Annotated in this window: 17 protein-coding genes; 11 read left to right on the top strand and 6 right to left on the bottom strand. The window is 69.6% G+C overall.

The features are described from left to right. Positions 1-210 precede the first annotated feature (210 nt). From recA to miaB, 3 genes are all read left to right on the top strand, one after another. Positions 211-1,293 carry a recombinase RecA gene (recA, locus tag MHY20_RS08095; protein WP_183373489.1) on the top strand — a complete coding sequence of 361 codons (1,083 nt, stop codon included), beginning with the start codon at positions 211-213 and terminating at the stop codon, positions 1,291-1,293. Positions 1,294-1,349: 56 nt separating this feature from the next. Then, positions 1,350-2,000: a regulatory protein RecX gene (locus MHY20_RS08090; protein ID WP_239376102.1), complete on the top strand. Its 651-nt coding sequence runs from the start codon at positions 1,350-1,352 to the stop codon at positions 1,998-2,000. 73 nt (positions 2,001-2,073) lie between these two features. Next, complete coding sequence (miaB, locus tag MHY20_RS08085; RefSeq protein ID WP_183373491.1) at positions 2,074-3,693, top strand: tRNA (N6-isopentenyl adenosine(37)-C2)-methylthiotransferase MiaB; 1,620 nt, start codon at positions 2,074-2,076, stop codon at positions 3,691-3,693. A gap of 9 nt (positions 3,694-3,702) precedes the next feature. Here miaB and MHY20_RS08080 read toward each other — a convergent pair whose 3' ends face one another. Then, complete coding sequence (locus MHY20_RS08080) at positions 3,703-4,182, bottom strand: YbjN domain-containing protein (protein ID WP_183373492.1); 480 nt, start codon at positions 4,180-4,182, stop codon at positions 3,703-3,705. A gap of 121 nt (positions 4,183-4,303) precedes the next feature. Between MHY20_RS08080 and miaA the strand changes: the two genes are divergently transcribed. Together miaA and dapF are read left to right on the top strand one after the other, a co-directional pair. Next, the gene (gene miaA, locus MHY20_RS08075; RefSeq protein WP_183373493.1) at positions 4,304-5,221 is read left to right on the top strand and encodes a tRNA (adenosine(37)-N6)-dimethylallyltransferase MiaA; all 918 of its coding nucleotides are present in this window, start codon (positions 4,304-4,306) and stop codon (positions 5,219-5,221) included. A gap of 10 nt (positions 5,222-5,231) precedes the next feature. Next, the gene (gene dapF / locus MHY20_RS08070; protein ID WP_183373494.1) at positions 5,232-6,098 is read left to right on the top strand and encodes a diaminopimelate epimerase; all 867 of its coding nucleotides are present in this window, start codon (positions 5,232-5,234) and stop codon (positions 6,096-6,098) included. On the opposite strand, the gene MHY20_RS08065 is transcribed toward dapF, so the two are convergent. Then, entirely contained in the window at positions 6,082-6,723 is a 642-nt protein-coding gene (locus MHY20_RS08065) for a methyltransferase (protein WP_239376100.1), read from the bottom strand. The two genes, dapF and MHY20_RS08065, sit on opposite strands and share 17 nt — an antisense overlap. Before the next feature lie 231 nt (positions 6,724-6,954). Here MHY20_RS08065 and hflX point away from each other — a divergent pair, with 231 nt between their 5' ends. Together hflX and MHY20_RS08055 are read left to right on the top strand one after the other, a co-directional pair. Further along, positions 6,955-8,388, top strand: coding sequence for a GTPase HflX (gene hflX / locus MHY20_RS08060; RefSeq protein WP_239376119.1), 1,434 nt, complete (start codon positions 6,955-6,957; stop codon positions 8,386-8,388). 30 nt (positions 8,389-8,418) lie between these two features. Further along, positions 8,419-10,446, top strand: a complete 2,028-nt coding sequence (locus MHY20_RS08055; RefSeq protein WP_343217742.1) for an ATP-dependent DNA helicase — start codon at positions 8,419-8,421, stop codon at positions 10,444-10,446. Positions 10,447-10,560: 114 nt separating this feature from the next. Here the strand turns inward: MHY20_RS08055 and lexA are convergent, their stop codons facing one another. Continuing rightward, on the bottom strand, positions 10,561-11,235 hold the full coding sequence (lexA, locus tag MHY20_RS08050; RefSeq protein WP_183373497.1) for a transcriptional repressor LexA: 675 nt from the start codon (positions 11,233-11,235) through the stop codon (positions 10,561-10,563). Between the two features lie 179 nt (positions 11,236-11,414). Here lexA and MHY20_RS08045 point away from each other — a divergent pair, with 179 nt between their 5' ends. After that, positions 11,415-11,762 (top strand): LysM peptidoglycan-binding domain-containing protein, encoded by a 348-nt coding sequence (locus MHY20_RS08045; RefSeq protein WP_183373498.1) that lies wholly within the window; start codon positions 11,415-11,417, stop codon positions 11,760-11,762. Positions 11,763-11,889: 127 nt separating this feature from the next. Next, positions 11,890-12,342, top strand: a complete 453-nt coding sequence (gene nrdR / locus MHY20_RS08040) for a transcriptional regulator NrdR (RefSeq protein ID WP_183373499.1) — start codon at positions 11,890-11,892, stop codon at positions 12,340-12,342. 226 nt (positions 12,343-12,568) lie between these two features. On the opposite strand, the gene MHY20_RS08035 is transcribed toward nrdR, so the two are convergent. Further along, a complete protein-coding gene (locus tag MHY20_RS08035; protein WP_239376098.1) occupies positions 12,569-14,602 on the bottom strand; it encodes an oligopeptide transporter, OPT family in 2,034 nt (677 codons plus the stop codon). Between the two features lie 219 nt (positions 14,603-14,821). Further along, entirely contained in the window at positions 14,822-17,110 is a 2,289-nt protein-coding gene (locus MHY20_RS08030; protein WP_343217741.1) for a DNA helicase, read from the bottom strand. A gap of 254 nt (positions 17,111-17,364) precedes the next feature. Here MHY20_RS08030 and MHY20_RS08025 point away from each other — a divergent pair, with 254 nt between their 5' ends. Next, complete coding sequence (locus tag MHY20_RS08025; protein WP_239376097.1) at positions 17,365-18,432, top strand: PAC2 family protein; 1,068 nt, start codon at positions 17,365-17,367, stop codon at positions 18,430-18,432. 14 nt (positions 18,433-18,446) lie between these two features. Continuing rightward, positions 18,447-18,656: a cold-shock protein gene (locus MHY20_RS08020; protein WP_239376096.1), complete on the top strand. Its 210-nt coding sequence runs from the start codon at positions 18,447-18,449 to the stop codon at positions 18,654-18,656. Here MHY20_RS08020 and MHY20_RS08015 read toward each other — a convergent pair. Further along, the coding region (locus MHY20_RS08015; protein WP_239376095.1) for a fused MFS/spermidine synthase at positions 18,601-19,459 on the bottom strand (859 nt) is incomplete at its 5' end. The genes MHY20_RS08020 and MHY20_RS08015 overlap by 56 nt on opposite strands.

Raw genomic sequence — 19,459 nt, 5'->3', positions numbered from 1 at the left:
GGCACTGGCGGCATCCGATGAGGCGCGCGTCTCATCCTGTTCGAAGCGCTTCGGTGTTCGACTCGATCTCGAACGCCTGTTCGTCTATGCTGGGTCCAGCGGTTGTCCACGCCTGCACTTGCGCACCGGACGGCTGCCGGACTTTAAATGTCGCACCCCCTCTCTAGAGTGGGACCGAACCACGAAGAGACGTGAGGAAAGGAACCTGTCATGGCAGCAGCCCCGAAGGACCGAGACAAGTCGCTGGATGCAGCGCTCGCACAGATCGACCGCCAGTTCGGCAAGGGCTCGGTCATGCGCCTGGGCGATGACACCCGTCCGCCGGTCGAGGTCGTGCCCACCGGCTCGGTCGCTCTGGATGTCGCGCTCGGCATCGGTGGTCTGCCCCGCGGCCGCATCGTGGAGGTCTACGGCCCGGAGTCCAGCGGTAAGACCACCGTTGCCCTCCACGCCGTCGCCAACGCCCAACGCAACGGCGGCATCGCCGCTTTCGTGGACGCCGAGCACGCCCTCGACCCCGAGTACGCCAAGAAGCTCGGCGTGGACACCGACTCCCTCCTCGTCTCCCAGCCGGACACCGGTGAACAGGCCCTGGAGATCACGGACATGCTGGTGCGCTCCGGTGCCATCGACATCATCGTGATCGACTCCGTCGCCGCACTCGTGCCGAAGGCCGAGATCGAAGGCGAAATGGGCGACTCCCACGTGGGTCTGCAGGCCCGCCTCATGTCGCAGGCGCTGCGCAAGCTGGCCGGTGCTCTGTCCTCCACCGGCACCACCGCCATCTTCATCAACCAGCTGCGCGAGAAGATCGGCGTGTTCTTCGGCAGCCCCGAGACCACCACCGGCGGTAAGGCGCTGAAGTTCTACGCGTCCGTCCGCATGGACATCCGCCGCATCGAGACCCTGAAGCAGGGCACCGACTCGGTCGGCAACCGCACCCGCGTGAAGATCGTGAAGAACAAGATGGCCCCTCCCTTCAAGCAGGCCGAGTTCGACATTCTCTACGGCGAAGGCATCTCCCGCGAAGGCGGCCTGATCGATCTGGGCGTGGAGCACGGCATCGTCCGCAAGTCCGGCGCCTGGTTCACCTACGAGGGCGATCAGCTCGGCCAGGGCAAGGAGAACGCCCGCCGCTTCCTCAAGGACAACCCGGACCTCGCAGTGGACATCGAACACAAGATCCTCGCGAAGCTCGGCATCGGCGACCACGCCGAGAAGCCCGAGGAGGCCGAGGGCGCTGCGGGTGCCGAAGGCGAGTTCGTCGATGACGAGATCCCCGTCAAGATCTGATGCCCGCGCAGCCGCCTGATGAGCGGCCGCGGGACCAGCAGGCGGAGCGGGCGGGCGTGACCTCACGGCACGCCCGCTCCGCGCATCCTGACCCTGTGGTCCGCGGCTTCCAGCAGAACCTCGCCGCCTACGAACGCGGCGAGACGCCCCGCAACCGTGTGGTGCGGGAATTCCGCAGCCCGGAGGATGAGAAGCGGGTCGTGAAGGAAGCGCGCTACTGCATGGGCCTGATCGGCCGCCGCCTGCGCTCCGAATTCGAACTGCGCACCCGCCTGGCCGAACGCTGCCGGGACGAGAACGACCGTGTCGACACCGCGCTCGTGGACGAAGTGATCGCCCGCCTGGACCGAGCCGACCTCATCAACGACTTCCAGTTCGCCACCGAATGGATCACGCAGCGCCGCGCCGCGAAGCAGCTCGGCACCGGCGCCCTGCGCAGCGAACTCGAAGCCAAAGGCGTGGACGAGTCGATCATCAACATCGCGATCGACGACACGGAGGACGGCAGCGAAACCGAACGGTGCATCGCCCTCGTCCGCGACCGCCTCGACAGAGAACTGCGCTCCACCCGCGCCCTGAGCCGCGATCGCCGCTCCATGGCGCGTCGGCTGTGCGCCGCCGTGCAGCGCCGCGGCTACTCGCAGAACCTCGCCCTGCGGATCGTCAACCAGGAACTGGACATCGCCCGCGTCCCCTGGCAGGCGTGACAGCCCGCTCGCGATGGAGCAGGCCGCGCCTGAGCACCGCCGCTGCCGCCGACTCTTCTAGGCTGAACCCACTATGACGAGCACCCCCACCACCGGCCGCGGCACCTACCAGGTCCGCACCTTCGGCTGCCAGATGAACGTCCACGACTCCGAGCGCCTCGCCGGCCTCCTGGAGACCGCCGGGTACACGCCCGCGCCGGAGAGTGCCGACGTCGAACGCGGCGACGTCGACGTCATCGTGTTCAACACCTGCGCGGTCCGCGAGAACGCCGACCGGCGCCTCTACGGCCACCTCGGGATGCTCCGCCCCGCCAAGCGCCGCAACCCCAACCTGCAGATCGCCGTCGGCGGGTGCCTCGCCCAGAAGGACCGCTCCACCATCACCGACCGCGCTCCCTGGGTGGACGTCGTGTTCGGCACCCACAACATCCACTCCCTGCCGGTGCTGCTGGACCGCGCCCGCCACGAGCGCGACGCCCAAGTGGAGATCCTCGAATCCCTCGAAGTGTTCCCCTCCACCCTCCCCACGAAGCGCGAAAGCGCCGCCGCCGGCTGGGTGTCCATCTCCGTGGGCTGCAACAACACCTGCACCTTCTGCATCGTCCCCTCCCTGCGCGGCAAGGAGAAGGATCGCCGCCCCGGCGACATCCTCGCCGAAGTGCAGCACCTCGTGGACACCGGCGCGATCGAAGTGACGCTGCTCGGCCAGAACGTCAACTCCTATGGCGTCGAGTTCGGCGACCGCGGTGCCTTCGCGAAACTGCTGCGCGCCTGCGGCGAGATCGACGGCCTGGAGCGCATCCGCTTCACCTCACCGCACCCCGCCATGTTCACCGATGACGTCATCGACGCCATGGCGGAGACCCCCACCGTGATGCCGCAGCTGCACATGCCGCTGCAGTCCGGCTCCGACCGCATCCTGAAAGCGATGCGCCGCTCCTACCGGTCCGCGAAGTTCCTCCGCATCCTCGACAGCGTGCGGGAAAGGATCCCGCACGCTGCCATCACCACCGACATCATCGTCGGCTTCCCCGGCGAAACCGAGGACGACTTCCAGCGCACCCTCGACGTGGTGGAGGCATCCCGCTTCTCCAGCGCCTTCACCTTCCAGTACTCACCGCGTCCCGGCACCCCCGCCGCCGACATGGAGGACCAGGTGCCCAAGGAGGTGGTGCAGGACCGGTACGAACGCCTCACCGCACTGCAGGACCGCATCAGCGCCGAAGAGAACCAGCGGCTCATCGGCACCGAAGTGGAAGTCATCATCGGCGACGGTGAGGGCACCCGGGATCAGCAGACCCATCGCCTGTCCGGGCGCTCACGCGACAACCGTCTCGTCCACGTCGGCATCCCCGCAGGCCTCAGCGAGGCCGATATGCCCCGCCCCGGCGATGCGGTCACGGCGCGGGTCACGGCCGCGGCGCCGTTCTACCTCGTCGCGGACTCCGGCGTGACGCCCGCCGATGCAGGTCACGCCTCGGCGCCGACGGGCGCGAGCAGCGGTGAGCCGGCAGGGGAGTTCCGCATCCGCCGCACCCGCTCCGGTGACGCCTGGCAGGCTCGCCTCACCGCAGCGGACGACTCGTGCTCCACCGGTGGCTGCGGCACCGGGCCGGCACCCGCGGGGCCCGTCGGCCTCGGCATGCCGAGCGTGCGCGCCCCGCAGCAGGGGCGCGAGCAGGGGGTCAAGTAGGGGGCGCGATCAGCGGGTGGCGGGGCCGTCGCCTTCGGAGATCTCCTCCTCCACGTTGTGGAAGAAGGTGATGATGGTGGACAGGGCCGTGGTGATCGTGTGGTCCAGCTCCGCGTCATCAACACCGAAGCGGAAGTCCATCACCGTCTCGCCGTACACGCCGAGCGCCTCATCGTTCTCGCGCCGCACGTACACCTTCGGCCACATGCGCTCCATGTTCCAGTGATTGCAGACGCGCACACAGTCCAGCTTCTGATCCGCCCCCGGCATGGTGTCCCACCGGCCGCGGATCAGCAGCAGCGAATCGTGCTCACCGGTCACCATGAACGTGAACGGGTACGAATCGAACCGCGCCCGCACCGAGTTCTCATGCTCATCGTCAGGGACGAACGAGTAGCCGTGGCGCTGCAGGGCGTCAGTGATCCGTCCCAGGGTCAGGCGCGGCCGCGTCGATGCAGGCAGCTGGTCGCGCTCAGGTCGTGTAGGCATCGCTCATCCTTCGTCTCGGGCGCCCACGCGGCCCTTCAGGGGCCGCGGACTGTCGGCAACCAACGCTAACCCACCCCGGCAGGCGCCACCACATCGCTGCCGAAGATGGAAGAATCGATCCATGGACATCCCCTTGATCGTCATCGCCGGCGCCACCGCCACCGGCAAGAGCGACATCGCCATCGCGCTTGCCGACCGCATCGGCGGGGAGATCATCAACGCGGACGCCCTCCAGTTCTACCGCGGCATGGACATCGGCACAGCGAAGACCCCGCCCGCTGAGCGCCGCGGCATCCCCCACCACCTGCTGGACGTCCTCGACGTCACCGACGAAGCGAGCGTCGCCCAGTACCAGCGGGACGCCCGCGCCCGCGTCCACGAGATCCGCTCCCGCGGACGGGTGCCGATCGCAGTCGGCGGCTCCGGACTGTACCTGCGGGCCCTCACCGATGAGATCCGCTTCCCGCCGACGGATCCCGCCGTCCGGCGCCGCCTCGAACTCTGGGCCCGGGAGGTCGGCAGCGCCGCAGCGCACCGCACCCTCGCCGAGAAGGACCCGTCGGCCGCCCAGCGGATCCAGGTCGGCGACGCCCGCCGCATCGTCCGCGCCCTCGAAGTCATCGAGCTCACCGGGGAGCCGTTCACCGCGTTCCTGCCCAGCTACACCTACGCCGACCCGTGGGTCATCCACACCGCGATCCGCCGCGACCGCGACGACCTTCACCAGCGGGTGGAGCGCCGCGTGCACCTCATGGCGGAGCAGGGGCTCCTGGACGAAGTGCGCGACCTCATCGACAGCGGCATCACCGAGGGGAGGACCGCCCGACAGGCCATCGGGTACGCCCAGATGCTCGCCCACCTGCGCGGCGACCTCACCTGGGCCGAGGCGATCGACCAGACCATCACCGGGACGCGCCGCCTCGTGCGCAAACAGGACACGTGGTTCCGCCGCGACCCGCGGATCACCTGGATCGACGCCGCCGGCCCCGACCCCGTCGCCCGGATCCAGACCCTGGTTGCGTCCGGGAGCCCGGCGTAGACTGCGCCCCATGGGACTTCGCAGCACCGACCCCCGCATCAGCTTCGGGCACGGCACCAAGAACACGTTCGTGCTCGTCGACGATCCCGACGGCGAACTCGCGCTGACCGAGCAGGACGTCCGCGACCTCGCCGCCCTCTGGGGTGAGGACAGCGCCGACGGCGTCATCCGGGTGGTGCGCACCGCCGCCAGCGGCGAAGGGTTCATCGCCTCCGGTGACCGGCCCGACGGCACCGGCCACGAATGGTTCATGGACTACCGCAACGCCGATGGCTCCATCGCCCAGATGTGCGGCAACGGCGTGCGTGTGTTCGCCGCCCACCTCCGCGACCGCGGCTGGGTGGAGGCCGACGAGTTCCCCATCATGACCCGCGCCGGCGAACGCTCCGTCACCATTGAGCAGGCGCCCAGCGGCGGCGACGAGCAATGGCAGGTGAAGGTGGGCATGGGCCCTGCCCGCACCAATGACGCCGTCCGCATGGTGACGGTCGACTCCGACTCGTTCGAAGGCCGCGATGTCGACCTCGGCAACCCGCACTGCGTGGTGCAGCTGCCCGACGGCGTCGACTACGACTGTCTCAACCTCGCTGACCGGCCCGACCTCACACCCGAACCGGCCGACGGCGCCAACATCGAATTCGTGCAGGTCCTCGGCGACCGCCACATCCGCATGCGCGTGTTCGAACGTGGAGTGGGGGAGACCCTGTCCTGCGGCACCGGCGCCACCGCTGCGGTCGCCGCGACCGCTGACGCCCTCGGCGAGGGCTGGGGTGAGCAGTGGCTGGTGGACGTGCGCGGCGGCCAGCTGCGCATCGGGTGGGACAGCGACGCCCACATGACCCTCGCCGGGCCCGCAGTGCTCAGCCGCGCCGACTGACCTGCAGCAGGCGGAACCCCTTCGAGCTGTTCAGCCGCTCGACCCGGCGGTCCGGCCATTCCCGGCCGATCCAGGCGGCGAGGGAGTCCGCCCCCAGGTTCTTGCCGACGATCATCGACGCCGTCCCCTCCGGGGTGAGGCGGTCCAGCCACAGCCGCAGCAGTTCGTGCAGCGCCTGCTTCCCGATCCGGATCGGCGGGTTCGACCAGATCGCGTCGATCCGGTCGCCCTCCCGGAATTCCTCGGGGGCGATGACCTCGATGTTCGTCAGGCCCAGGCGCTGGGCGTTCAGGGCGCACACCGCGCGCGCATGCTCGTTGACGTCCACGGCGAGGACCCGCGCCTGCGGCTGCAGCAGCGCCATCGTGAGCGCGATCGGTCCCCAGCCGCAGCCGAGGTCCAGCACGGTGCTGTCCGGCTCCAGCGGCGGCATCTGATCCGTCTGTGCGAGCAGCAGCGCCGTCGCCTTGTCCAGACCGTCGGAGGAGAAGATCCCGTCGGCCGAGAGGACGGTGCGCTCCTCACCGGCCAGCGGCACCCGCAGCTCCCGAGTGCGCAGATCCGCACCCGCGGCGGGCGAGAAGTAGTGGGCGGGCGTGCCGGGAGTGTCTGCTTCGCGTGTCACATGGGGGAGTGTAGGCCATAAATCGATCGACCCCGCGCCCCGGGCGTGCCATGCTGGAGCATCACCACCACCGCCGACCGAGAGAAGGCCCCCGACTTGCCCACCTCCTTCACCCCCGACCCCGAGTTCAGCCTCGACTCCGACGCCCCCGCCCGCGGGGAGCATGACGGAACCGGGCAGGCGGGCGCGGCCGACGGGGCAGCGGACACCGCACGGGGCCGCGGCAGCTCGATGATGGACCGCGTCCTGTCCCGCGGTGACGCCTCCATCTCCGCCGTCACCTACTCCAGCAGCGACTCCGACGGCGACCAGTTCGACCTCGCCGACCGCCACGCCCTGCGCCGCGTCGACGGCCTCTCCACCGAGCTCGACGACGTCACCGAGGTCGAATACCGCGAACTGCGGCTCGAGAACGTGGTCCTCGCGGGCCTGTTCACCACCGGCAACGTCACCGACGCCGAGAACTCCATGCGGGAACTCGCCGCCCTCGCCGAAACCGCCGGCTCCACCGTCCTCGACGGCGTCATGCAGCGCCGCGCCCACCCGGACCCCGCCACCTTCCTCGGCAAGGGAAAGGCGCTCGAACTCGCGGACCTCGTGGCGGAGGTCGGTGCCGACACCGTCATCGCCGACGGCCAGCTCGGCCCCTCCCAGCGCCGCGCCCTCGAGGACATCGTGAAGGTGAAGGTCATCGACCGCACCGTCCTCATCCTCGACATCTTCGCCCAGCACGCGAAGAGCCGCGAAGGCAAGGCGCAGGTGGAGCTCGCACAGCTCGAGTACCTGCTGCCGCGTCTGCGCGGCTGGGGCGAATCGATGTCCCGTCAGGCCGGTGGCCGAGTCGCCGGCGGCGCCGGCATCGGCTCCCGAGGCCCCGGTGAGACGAAGATCGAACTGGACCGCCGCCGCATCCGCACCCGCATGGCGAAGCTGCGCCGGGAGATCAAGGAGATGGCGCCCAGTCGTGCCGCCAAACGCGCCGACCGGTACCGCCGCGACGTGCCCGCGGTGGCCATCGCCGGCTACACCAACGCCGGGAAGTCCTCGCTGCTCAACCGCCTCACCCGCGCCGGGGTCCTCGTGGAGAACGCCCTGTTCGCCACCCTCGACCCGACGGTGCGGCGCGCGCAGACCCCCGACGGCCGCGAGTTCACGTTCGCGGACACCGTCGGCTTCGTGCGCCACCTCCCGCACGAACTGGTCGAAGCGTTCCGCTCCACCCTCGAAGAAGTCGCCGACGCGGACCTGCTGCTGCATGTGGTCGACGCCGGCCACCCCGACCCGGAGGGCCAGATCCAGGCGGTGCGGGAAGTCCTCTCAGACATCGAGGACTTCGACGTCCCCGAACTCGTCGTCTTCAACAAGGCGGACCTCGCCGCCCCTGAGACCCTGGCGCGGCTGCGCTCCCAGGTCCAGGACTCCGTCGCGGTGTCCGCCATCACCGGTGAGGGCATCGAGGAGCTGCGCGAGATGATCGCGGAGCGCCTCCCGCAGCCCACCGAAGAGGTGGACCTCGTGGTGCCGTACACCCGCGGCGACCTCGTCTCCCGCATCCACACCACGGGCGAGATGATCAGCGAGGAGTTCGAGGAGAACGGCACCCACGTGCACGCCCGTGTGGACGGCCGTCTCGCCGCTGAACTCGACGAAGCGCGGGTCCGCTGACGAGCGGTCAGGCGCGGGTAGGATCGACCAATGGCCACCGCACCGATCCCTCAGCTCCTGGAAGCCGCTGTCGACGCGGTCGGCGGTGAAGTCCGCACCGGTCAGCGCACCATGGCGGAGGGCATCGCCCAGTCCCTGGAGGACAAGCGGCACCTGCTGGTGCAGGCCGGTACCGGGACCGGCAAGTCCCTCGCCTACCTCGTGCCCGCACTCGCCTACGCCGTCGAGAACGACGCCCCGGTGGTGATCTCCACCGCCACCATCGCGCTGCAGAACCAGATCGTGGAGAAGGACCTGCCCCGACTGGTGGACGCGCTCGCCCCGATGCTGGAGCGCACCCCGTCGTTCAGCCTGCTGAAGGGCCGCTCCAACTACCTGTGCCTGCACAAGATCGCCGGCGGCTACCCGGACGACCTCGACCCCGGCGCCCTGTTCAGCGAAGCGTCCGTCACAGGCGAGCCGGCCGCGTCCGAACGCCTCGGTGACCAGGTGAAGCGGCTGCGCGAATGGGCGGAGGACACCGACACCGGCAACCGCGACGACCTGCGCACCCCCGTCTCGGACCGTGCCTGGCGGCAGGTGTCCGTCACCGGCGCCCAATGCCTCGGCGCGCAGTGCCCGATGAAGGACTCCTGCTTCGCGGAGCGCAACCGCGCCATCGCGAAGGAATCCGACATCATCGTCACCAACCATGCCCTGCTGGCGATCGACGCGTTCGACGGGCACGGCATCATCCCCGAGCACGACGTCGTCATCATCGACGAGGCCCACGAGCTCGCCGCCCGTGTCACCGGCGCCGTCACCGAAACGCTCAGCGCCGGCCACGTCCGCTCTGCGGTTCGGGACCTGCGAGGTCTCGGCGTGGTCTCCACCGCCCTCGACGACGCCGGCCACGCCCTCGGGGACGCCCTCGGCCTGCAGCCCGACGGACGCATCACCGGCGACATGCCGCCTGTCCTCAGCGACGCCATCACACTGCTGGAGATCGAAGCGCGCCAAGCCCACTCCGATGCCAAGGACGCCGGTGACTCGACTGCCGCCTCCACGGCCGGGGCGCGCAAAGCGGCCCGCACCAAGCTCCAGGAGATCATGGATGTGTGCGCCCGCCTCATCAGCCCGGATGAGGACGATGTCCGCTACATCTCCCACTCGGAGATGACGGGACGCTCCATCATCGAGGTGGCGCCGCTGAGCGTCGCCTCGGCGATGCGCCGCGCCATCCTCGATCAGCGCACCACGGTCTTCACCTCCGCGACCCTGGCGCTCGCGGGCAGGTTCGATCAGGCGGCGGGATCCGTCGGCCTGTTCCCCCGGTCGCGAGTGGATCTGGGCGCCCCGATGAGCGGGTTCATGCGGGAGTCGTCGTCCGCGGAGCGGGAGCAGTGGGCGGGCATCGACGTCGGCAGCCCGTTCGACTACCCGAAGCAGGGCATCCTCTACTGCGCATCGCAGCTGCCGCCGCCCGGACGCGAGGGTCTGTCCCAGCAGCTGCTGGAGCATCTGGTGGAGCTCGCGGAGGCGAGCGAGGGCGGTGTCCTGGGACTGTTCTCCTCCCGCCGCGCAGCGGAGACGGCGGCGGACTACGTCCGCGCCCACACGGGCCTGACGGTGGGGCTGCAGGGCGAGGACTCTCTGACGAACCTGGTGCGCCAGTTCCGTGAGGACTGGTCGATGTGCCTGTTCGGGACGCTGTCACTGTGGCAGGGCGTGGACGTACCGGGAGATGCGTGCCGGCTGGTGGTGATCGACCGGATCCCGTTCCCGCGGCCGGATGACCCGCTGAAGGCGGCTCTGCAGGAGCGGCTCAGCGAGTCCGGAAAGAACGGGTTCATGGCGGTGTCTGCGCGGCACGCGGCACTGCTGATGGCGCAGGGCGCGGGGCGGCTGATCCGCACCCGCAGCGACCGGGGAATGGTGGCGGTGCTGGATTCACGGCTCGCGACCCGGCGGTACGGTTCGTATCTGCGGCAGGCGATGCCGCCGCTGTGGTACACGCAGCGCGCGTCCGTGGCGCTGGGAGCGCTGGAGCGCCTCGCCGCGGCGCCGCGCAGGTCCTGAGAGCCGCGCCCGTCCGGGGCGGAACCAGCCGGGAGACGCACATGCGCCCCCGGCGGCGCACCGGAGGCGCATGGGACGGAGACGACCGGGTGGGCCGGGCGGGCCAGCGGCTGGTCAGACGGAGCGGAGCACCGCCACGACCTTGCCGAGGATTTCGCTGAGGTCGCCGAGGATCGGCGTGTAGGCGGGGTTGTGCGGCATCAGCCACACGTGGCCGTCCCGCATGTGCAGCGACTTCACGGTGGCTTCGCCGTCGATCATCGCGGCGACGATCTCTCCCTGCTCAGCCACCCGCTGCGCGCGGACGACGACCCAGTCGCCGTCGCAGATCGCGGCATCGATCATCGAATCGCCCACGACCTTCAGCAGGAACAGGTTGCCGTCACCGACCAGCTGGGACGGCAGTGTGAACACGTCCTCGATCTGCTCTTCGGCGGTGATCGGCGAACCGGCGGCGATGCGGCCGACCAGCGGCACGTTCGTGGTGGCGGCCGGCTGGATGCCGTTGAAGTCGCCGCTGGTCGGAGCGGGAGCATCATCCCCCTGGACGAGCTCGAGGGCGCGCGGTCGGTTCGGGTCGCGGCGCACATAGCCCTTGGTCTCCAGGACGGTCAGCTGGTGCAGCACGGAGGAGGGGGAGGCCAGGCCCGCCTTCGAGGCGATCTCGCGCATGGACGGCGGGTAGCCGTGCTCGCGGATCGCATCCTCGATGACGTCCAGGATGCGGCGCTGACGGGCGGTCAGACGGGGGCGAGCAGCGCCGTCGGTGGTCTCGTTCGTCTCGGTCATCAGCGCCCTTTCCGCGATGGGGCGACTTTAAATGTCGCACCCCTCTGTTTGAGTCTGTCTCGACTCAAGAGTACGTGGCCCAAGCCGCATATTCAAACGATCGTTCGAAAGAGTCTTGACTTCGTCGAACAAGTGATCGTAGGGTCAAGTCATTCGCACATCGAACAAGGATTCCAATCATGACTGCCACCACCGTTCGTCCCGTCGCTCTTCGACCAGATGTTCGCCTGCGCATCACCCGTCGTGGTCGTGTGGTCCTCGGCCTGCTGATCGCCTCGGTCGCGCTCAGCCTGGCGTTCCTGATGGGCATGGCCTCCTTCACGCCCGCCGCTGAAGCGGGCTCCACCGCCACCACCGAGTACGTCACCGTGACCGTGCACGAGGGGGACACCCTGTGGGGCATCGCCTCGCAGTACGCCCCGGAGGGCACCGATGTCCGCGACTACATCCTCATGGTGGAGGACCTCAACGACCTGCAGAACGGCGTCGTGCAGCGCGGTCAGAGCCTGCACCTTCCCGTGTCCTGACCGGCACCACCGGATCCAGCCCGCCCCGTCACCCGCGAACCACCTCATCGCCGCCGGTGACGGGGCGGAGCTGTTCCTCCACCCAGCGTGACGGTGGGACTGTCAGGCCGTTTAGTAGGATGGCGCTGTGCATTGTCCTTTCTGTCGCCACACTGACTCCCGCGTCGTCGATTCACGGACCGCGGATGACGGCACCGTCATCCGCCGGCGCCGCCAGTGCCCGAGCTGCTCGCGCCGCTTCTCCACGATCGAATCAGCGTCGCTGTCCGTGGTGAAGCGCTCCGGTGTGGGCGAACCCTTCAGCCGTTCCAAGGTCATCTCCGGCGTCCGCAAGGCCTGCCAGGGCCGGCCCGTCACCGATGATCAGCTCGCGGTGCTCGCACAGAAGGTGGAGGAGAGCATTCGCCTCACCGGAGTCAGTGAGATCGAGGCGCACGATGTGGGCCTTGCGATCCTGCAGCCACTGAAGGACCTGGACCTCGTGGCGTACCTGCGCTTCGCGTCCGTCTACCGGAACTTCGACTCACTCGAGGACTTCGAGAAGGCGATCGCCGAGCTGCGGGAGCAGTCCGACGCCTGAGCCGCGCAGCGGATATGCGCACTCGATTACACCTCGCGCCGCAGAGTGTGTATGATGAATGCTGACCGGCGAGTCTGGAGGGGAAGCCAGACTCGCCGGTTTCTTCATGCCCGAAGCGCGGCGATCGCGGTCCCCAACGAGAAGCGCCCTCCACCTCCCGAAACGGGAAGCGGAGGGCGCGTGCGCATCAGCGCCGTCGGCGCGTCAGCTGGCCTTCAGCAGCACATCAGCGTGCGGCGCGGCGACCGGTGGGCTCAGCGGTCTCGTCGGCTGCCGGCAGGGTCTTCTGCAGACCCATCACCCAGCGGTACAGCACCGCGATGATGCCGGCGAATGCGAGGACGCCGAGGATCATGGCGACGGACTGGAAGCCCTCACCCACGATCGCGAGCGGTTCCGCTTCACCGGAGGCCGCCACCACACCGGCGAACACGACACCGAAGAGCGACTCGCCCACGATGAGACCGGTGGCCAGCAGAATGCCGAGGCGCTTCATGACCTCCGGGCGCTTCGACGTGGAGGCCCAACGGTTGTAGACCAGGCCGATGAGGGCGCCGATCGGGATGATCAGGGTCAGCTCCATCGGCAGGTACATGCCCATGCCGACTGCGAGCGGCGGCAGGGCCAGGGCGCGCTTCTTACCCTTCGACGCGGCCCGGAGTGCCTCGTCGATGACGATCACCACGGCGCCGATGAGGGCGCCGATGCCGATGAGGCCCCAGTTGAGGTCGCCGCCGAGCACGCCCTTCACCAGGGAGGAGATCAGCGACGCCTGCGGTGCCGCCAGGGCGTCCGGGCCCGCGTTCGGGTCACCGGCGAAGCCGAAGGCGGTGTGCATCAGCTGCAGCACCGGCGGGATGATGATCGAGCCGAAGATGACGCCGATGATCAGAGCGACCTGCTGCTTCCACGGGGTCGCGCCCACGAGCTGGCCGGTCTTGAGGTCCTGAAGGTTGTCGTTGGAGATCGTGCCGATGCCGAACACGATCGCCGCGGTGAACAGGGTGAAGGCGACCAGGGACGCGGTGTCAGCACCGGAGGTGCCGTGCACCAGCTTCACCACGAGGGCTGCGGCGATCGCCACCAGGATGCCCACGCCGGAGATCGGCGAGTTGGAGGCGCCGATGAGGCCGGCCATGTAGCCGCACACGGAGGCGACGACGAGGCCGATCAGCAGGGTGAAGACCACGGCGACGGCGATCAGGCTGCCGGTGTGGTGGGAGATCGCGGTGTCCTTGAGGAAGGACCACAGCAGCAGGCCGATCGGGATCATGGACAGCAGGGTGATGCCCAGGACCAGCGACATCGGAATGTCGCGTTCGGTGATGTCGACCTCGCCGCCACCGCGGCGGCGACGGTTGGAGGCGAGCGCCTCGGAGATGCCGCGGACGATGGGGACGATCAGCTTCAGCAGGGTCCACACAGCGGCCACGGCGATGGTGCCGGCGCCGATGAAGCGGACGTCGCTGCCGAAGATGCCGCCGACGGTCTCCATCAGGTCGGCGTCGGCCGGAATCTGCCCCTGGGTGAGGGTCGGCAGGAGGATGCCGTAGGAGATGATCATGCCGATGATCATGGCGATGCCGACCGTGATGCCGACCAGGTGGCCCACGCCGATGAGGGCGAGGGAGAGGCTGCCGCCCACCATGGTGCCGCCGGAGCCGAGGCGCAGGGCGGTGCCCACGGAGCTGGCGAAGACCTTGAGGTTGGCGAACAGGGAGAAGGCGGCGGCGCCGAGGGCGCCGGCGATGATGACGTGCAGTCCGCGCTTGTTCTCCTCGGAGGAGCCGGCGCTGTCGCCGACCTTCAGCACCTCAGCGGCGGCCACACCCTCGGGGTACGGCAGGTCGCTGCCGGTGACGAGGGTGCGGCGCAGCGGGATGGAGTAGGTGACGCCGAGGATGCCGCCGACGGCGCACACCAGTGCGGTGGTCCAGTACGGGAAGCCCGCCCACCAGCCGACGATGACCAGGCCGGGCAGCACGAAGATGATCGCGGACAGCGTGCCGGCTGCTGAGGCGATCGTCTGGACGATGTTGTTCTCCTGGATGGTGTGGCTGAAGAAGCGCAGCACCGCCATGGAGATCACGGCAGCGGGGATCGAAGTGGCGAACGTCAGGCCGACCTTGAGACCGAGGTAGACGTTGGCGGCGGTGAAGATCAGCGTGATGAGACCGCCGAGGACGACGCCTCGCAGCGTCAGCTCGCGCACGCTGGCCTGTCGGCGCCCGGAAGCGGCCGTTGTTGGGGTGGAGGACATACCTCTCCTTGTCGGGGCCGCCGCGTCAGGATGAGCGATCGGGCGGCGGCCGCTGGGGGTCAGGGAGCGCGAGTGCGCCCATCGTCCGTGCGGACGACGCAGATCATGCTACGCCCGACCGGCCGCTGATCGGCAACACACCGAGGGTCCGCGGAGGTCAGCGCTGCCGCGGGAGAGGGGAGCGCTGGTCGACCGGGTGCGGGGTGTGCCGCGGGGGCCTCATGCCGACGGGTCCTCGAACCCGTCGGGCAGGTTTCCGTGGTGCAGCACCGACAGCACCTGGGTGGGGCGCGTCATCGCCACGAACACGTCGTTCGCGCCGCGGGCGTGCGCCTCGCAGATGGTGGCGGGGTCGGTGAGGACCACGGCGTCGAACTCCAGGCCCTTGGAGTCGCGGGCGTTCATCACGGAGACGGGGGAGTCGATGCCGGCGGATCCGGCGCCGACCTCTCCCGGATCGAACTGCGCGCCGAGCGCTTCGACCAGGGGTGCAACAGCCGCGTCGGGTGCGACCACGGCGAGCCGGCCGTCGCCGATCAGGGCGCGCACCCGTCGGACCTCGGCGGCGATCGCGTCCATCTGCTCAGCGGACGGGGCCCCCTCGCCCACGCTGCCCGCCTGACCGGGCAGGAGGGCGAGGTGCATGTCGTGCTCGCCCTCGCGGACGGACTGCACCTCGGTGGCGAGGAGGTCGTGGGCGCGCGCCACGCGGTTCGCCGCCGCCATGATGCGGGCGGGGGTGCGGTAGTTGACGGTGAGCTCTTCGATCTGGGCGCGGTCCTCCACGAACGGCTCGAGCACGGCGGTCCAGGACGTGGTGCCGGCAGGGGAGGACGTCTGTGCGACGTCGCCCACCACCGTGAACGACTTCGTGGGGTTGCGGCGCATGAGCAGACGCCACATCATCGCCGACAGCTCCTGCGCCTCATCGACCACCACATGGCCGTACGTCCAGGTGCGGTCACCGGCGGCGCGCTCCGCCACGGTGCGGCGGGCATGCATGTGCGACACCTGCGCGGCGAGGTCCTGCGCGCTGATCATGCCGTCGGAGTCCATCATCTCCAGCACCTTCTCGGCATAGCCGATCTGGTCCTGCTGCGCGGCCTTCTGCCGCTTCTCCTCCTGACGAGCCGCGGCGTCGTCCTCCCCGAGCAGTTCGGCGATCTCATCCAGCAGGGGCACATCGTCGATGGTCCACGCGGAGTCCTTGGACCGCACGAGGGCGGCGGCGTCCTTCATCGGCATGAGGCCGTGCGCAGCGCGGCGCACCCGCTGCTCGGAGGCGAAGAAGGAGCGGAGGAACGATTCGGGCGTGTACGGCAGCCAGGCGCGGTTGAGGGCGACCTTCACCCCGTCGTCGGTGCGCAGATCGTTGATGAGGTCCGGGTGGTCCTCCTCGGTGATGGTGCGGCCCTGTCGGCGGATCTCGTCGGCGTACCTGTCCACCAGGCGATCCAGCGCGGCGCGCACGAACGTGGTGCGGGCGCGGTTGTGCGGGCGGCCGGAGGAGCGGGCCTCGGAGCGGGCGGCTTTGATGTCCGCCGGTGTGATCGTCAGGGGAACGCCGTCGATCCGCAGGTGGATGTCGGCGGCGGGCACGAGCTGGCGGTGGCGCAGGGCGCGCTTCAGCAGGTTCGCCATCACCGGGCGGCCCTTGATCTCTGCGATGCGCGCCTGGTCCGTCTCGGTGGCGGTGACGCCGGGGAACAGTTCGCCCGGGGTCGCCATGACGGCGCCGGATTCGCCAAGGCTCGGCAGCACGCGTTCGATGTAGGTGAGGAAACCGCGGGTGGGGGCCACGATCAGCACGCCCGCCTGCTCCAGCCGGGCGCGGTGCGTGTACAGCTGGTAGGCGGCGCGGTGCAGCGCGACCGCGGTCTTGCCGGTGCCGGGGCCGCCCTGCACCACGAGCACGCCGCGGTTCTCGGAGCGGATGATGCGGTCCTGTTCGCCCTGGATAGTGGCGACGATGTCCCCCATCCGGCCAGTTCGGCTCGCACTGACAGCGGCGAGGAGCGCGCCTTCGCCCTGCAGGTCGGAGGAGTCGTCGGAGGCCTCGTGCAGCAGGTCGCGGTCCAGGACGTCGTCGTCCACACCGGTGACGGTGCGGCCGTTGGTGATGAGGTGGCGGCGCAGACGCACCCCCTGGGGGCTGTGCGCGGTCGCCTGGTAGAACGCGGCGGCTGCAGGGGCGCGCCAGTCCATCAGCAGCTGGTCGCGGTTCGCGGTGAACAGGCCGATGCGGCCGATGTAGCGGCGGGCGCCGTCGACCATGTCGAGTCGGCCGAACACGGCGGAGTGGCTGACGGTGCGCAGCAGGGAGATGCGGTCCTCGTAGAACGCAGTGAAGGCGTCGCGTTCGCTGCGGTTCTGGTGGGTGGAGGCGCTCTGCGAGCCGGCCGTCCTCTCCATCTGGTCCGTCAGATGCTCGATCAGCTCATCGATCCGGCGGTACATGGTGTCCACCGCTGCCTGTTCGAGTTCGAGCTGCGTGCTGGTTCGTCCCACGACGTGCCTTTCAGCGTTGCCGGCTCTTCGACCGGTTGACCACAGTGCTGCGCCGACACGGCCGGTGCGCGGCCCCTCGGCGCGCCGGCGGCGTCTCAGCTCCAAGCCTCAATGCCGCGCAGGCGACATACCATTATGGTCGATGCGCAGCGGGCCGCGCTCAGGACCGACTCAGGCGGCGGCACCCGTCGGCCGCCCCGCTGCCGGTCCCGCCAGGGGCCCGACGAGAACTGCAGAGCACACGAGGAGAGACGATGCGCGACCCCCGCGAGCTGTACCAGCTGGAGGACCACGAGGTCATCGCCGCCGTCCCCTCCGGGCCCCTCCCGCTGGTGGTGTGCATCCCCGGCATGATCGATGCCGGCCAGACCTGCCGGACCGCCGCCACCTACTTCCAGGAGAACCTTCGCAGCATCCGCATCGCCCGGTTCGACTCCGATGAGCTGCTGGACTACCGCTCCTCCCGGCCCCGCGTCGTGTACGACGGCCGCCGCTACCGCACCGTGGAGATGCCGGAGATCGCTCTGCACCTCGTCTACGACGACGGCTCCCGCCCCTTCCTCCTCCTCGAGGGCCCCGAGCCGGACCTGCGCTGGAACCTGCTGGCGGGCGCGGTGGTCGCGCTCGCGGACACGTTCGGCATCGACCAGGTGGTGACGCTGCGCGCGATCCCGTCGGAGACCCCGCACACCCGCACCATCACCATGCTCACCCACGCCAACCAGCTGGCGCTGGGGGAGGAGCCCCCAGCCGACGGATCCGCCGACACCACCGGTGCAGACACCGATGGGCCGGGCGAGCAGTGCGACACCAGTGAGCATCCCGCCAGCGGCGACAGCGCGGACGCACAGGAGGGCATCGCCGCCACCGGGGCGGGCCCCGAGCAGGTGTTCGAGATGCCCGGCAGCTTCATCCCCGTGCTGGAGAAGGAGCTGCAGCGCGGCGGCATCCGCTGCCAGGGCTTCGTTGCGCAGATCCCTCACTATCTGACCCGTTCGCCCTACCCGGCGGGCACGCTCGCGCTGCTGCGCCGCGTCAGTGAGACGGCTGCCCTGGAGATCCCGCTGATGGAGCTGGGGGACATCGTCGAGGCGAGCCAGCGGATGCTGGAGGACGAGGTGGAGGACTCGCCGGAGCTGCAGGCGATGGTGAAGACCCTCGAGGGCGGCTACGATCAGATGGCTCGGGACAACGACGGCACCGGATACGTGCCGGACATGCCGACCGCGGATGAGCTCGGTGACCGCTTCGAACGGTTCCTCGCCGAGAACACCGACGACGACGGCACCAGCGGTCCGCCGAGCGGCCCCATCAGCAGCTGACAGGGAGGAGCGCCGTGGCACTGGGCGAAGTGAAGTGGTTCAACGCCGAGAAGGGCTTCGGATTCATCGACCTCGACGGCGGCGGCGCGGACGTGTTCGTGCACCACTCCCAGATCGACATGGACGGCTTCCGCACCCTCGCCGAAGGCCAGCGCGTGGAGTTCGAGCTCATCCGAAGCGAAAAGGGCCCGAGCGCTCAGCGGGTTCGTCCGCTGCCGAACTGACGGCTTCGCGGCGCAGCACATGGCCGTGCCGGATCATCCGCTGCACCTCCGCGTTCGGCATCAGGCGGACGCTGACCGCATCGGAGCGGATCGCCCGCTCCACCTCCGGCGGCAGCTCATCATCACTGCCGATCAGGATGCAGTTGGCGGTCCTCCTCTTCTTCAGCGCCGACGGCTCCGCGATCAGTGACACGTGCTCGAAGACGCGCGAGAGCGTGGCGAGCTCGTCGGAGATGACGGAGCTGGCAGGGCGCATCACGGAGTTCGCGAAGTAGAACCCGCCGGGGCGCAGCACCCGTCGGACAGAGGTTGCCGCCGTGAGGTCCTGGAGGGCGCGGGGGATCGTGCCGCCGGCGAACACATCCCGGATGACGAGGTCGAACCGGTCCTCCCGCCAGCCGTCGAGTGCGACGAGGGCGTCGTCGGCGCGCAGGGATATCCGCGGGGAGCGCGGCAGGTCGAACCAGGTGCGCACCAGGTCCAGGAGGGCTCCGTCGATCTCCACCACGCTGTTGGTGGACTGCGGGTACGCATCGGCGAGTGCGCGGGGGAGCGCCGCCGCGCCGCCGCCGAGGTGGGCGATCGCGAGCCGTCCCGCCTCGGCGCTGCTCTGCGGGTGGAGGGCGCGGATCGCGCTGAGGATCCAGCGCATGTACTCGAAGGACAGCACCTGCGCATCCGGGTGGATCATCGAGGACGGCATCCCGTTGAGGGTCACCAGCACGGACCCGTCGGTCTCCTGGTCGAGCCGCACCGTGCCGGTGTCGGTGGGGATCTCCCGCCCGAGGGGGAGGGATGGGGGG

Source organism: Helcobacillus sp. ACRRO (genome assembly GCF_022347125.1).
Lineage (GTDB): Bacteria > Actinomycetota > Actinomycetes > Actinomycetales > Dermabacteraceae > Helcobacillus > Helcobacillus massiliensis.
Note: the sequence above shows the minus strand (reverse complement) of the source record. Positions and strands in the feature narration are given on the sequence as shown.

Bases quoted from the DNA above. Each gene is read 5' to 3' on its own strand.
- recA (WP_183373489.1), top strand. From the start codon at position 211: ATGGCAGCAGCCCCGAAGGACCGAGACAAGTCGCTGGATGCAGCGCTC.
- miaB (WP_183373491.1), top strand. From the start codon at position 2,074: ATGACGAGCACCCCCACCACCGGCCGCGGCACCTACCAGGTCCGCACC.
- MHY20_RS08080 (WP_183373492.1), bottom strand. From the start codon at position 4,182: ATGCCTACACGACCTGAGCGCGACCAGCTGCCTGCATCGACGCGGCCG.
- miaA (WP_183373493.1), top strand. From the start codon at position 4,304: ATGGACATCCCCTTGATCGTCATCGCCGGCGCCACCGCCACCGGCAAG.
- dapF (WP_183373494.1), top strand. From the start codon at position 5,232: ATGGGACTTCGCAGCACCGACCCCCGCATCAGCTTCGGGCACGGCACC.
- hflX (WP_239376119.1), top strand. From the start codon at position 6,955: ATGATGGACCGCGTCCTGTCCCGCGGTGACGCCTCCATCTCCGCCGTC.
- MHY20_RS08055 (WP_343217742.1), top strand. From the start codon at position 8,419: ATGGCCACCGCACCGATCCCTCAGCTCCTGGAAGCCGCTGTCGACGCG.
- lexA (WP_183373497.1), bottom strand. From the start codon at position 11,235: ATGACCGAGACGAACGAGACCACCGACGGCGCTGCTCGCCCCCGTCTG.
- MHY20_RS08045 (WP_183373498.1), top strand. From the start codon at position 11,415: ATGACTGCCACCACCGTTCGTCCCGTCGCTCTTCGACCAGATGTTCGC.
- MHY20_RS08035 (WP_239376098.1), bottom strand. From the start codon at position 14,602: ATGTCCTCCACCCCAACAACGGCCGCTTCCGGGCGCCGACAGGCCAGC.
- MHY20_RS08025 (WP_239376097.1), top strand. From the start codon at position 17,365: ATGCGCGACCCCCGCGAGCTGTACCAGCTGGAGGACCACGAGGTCATC.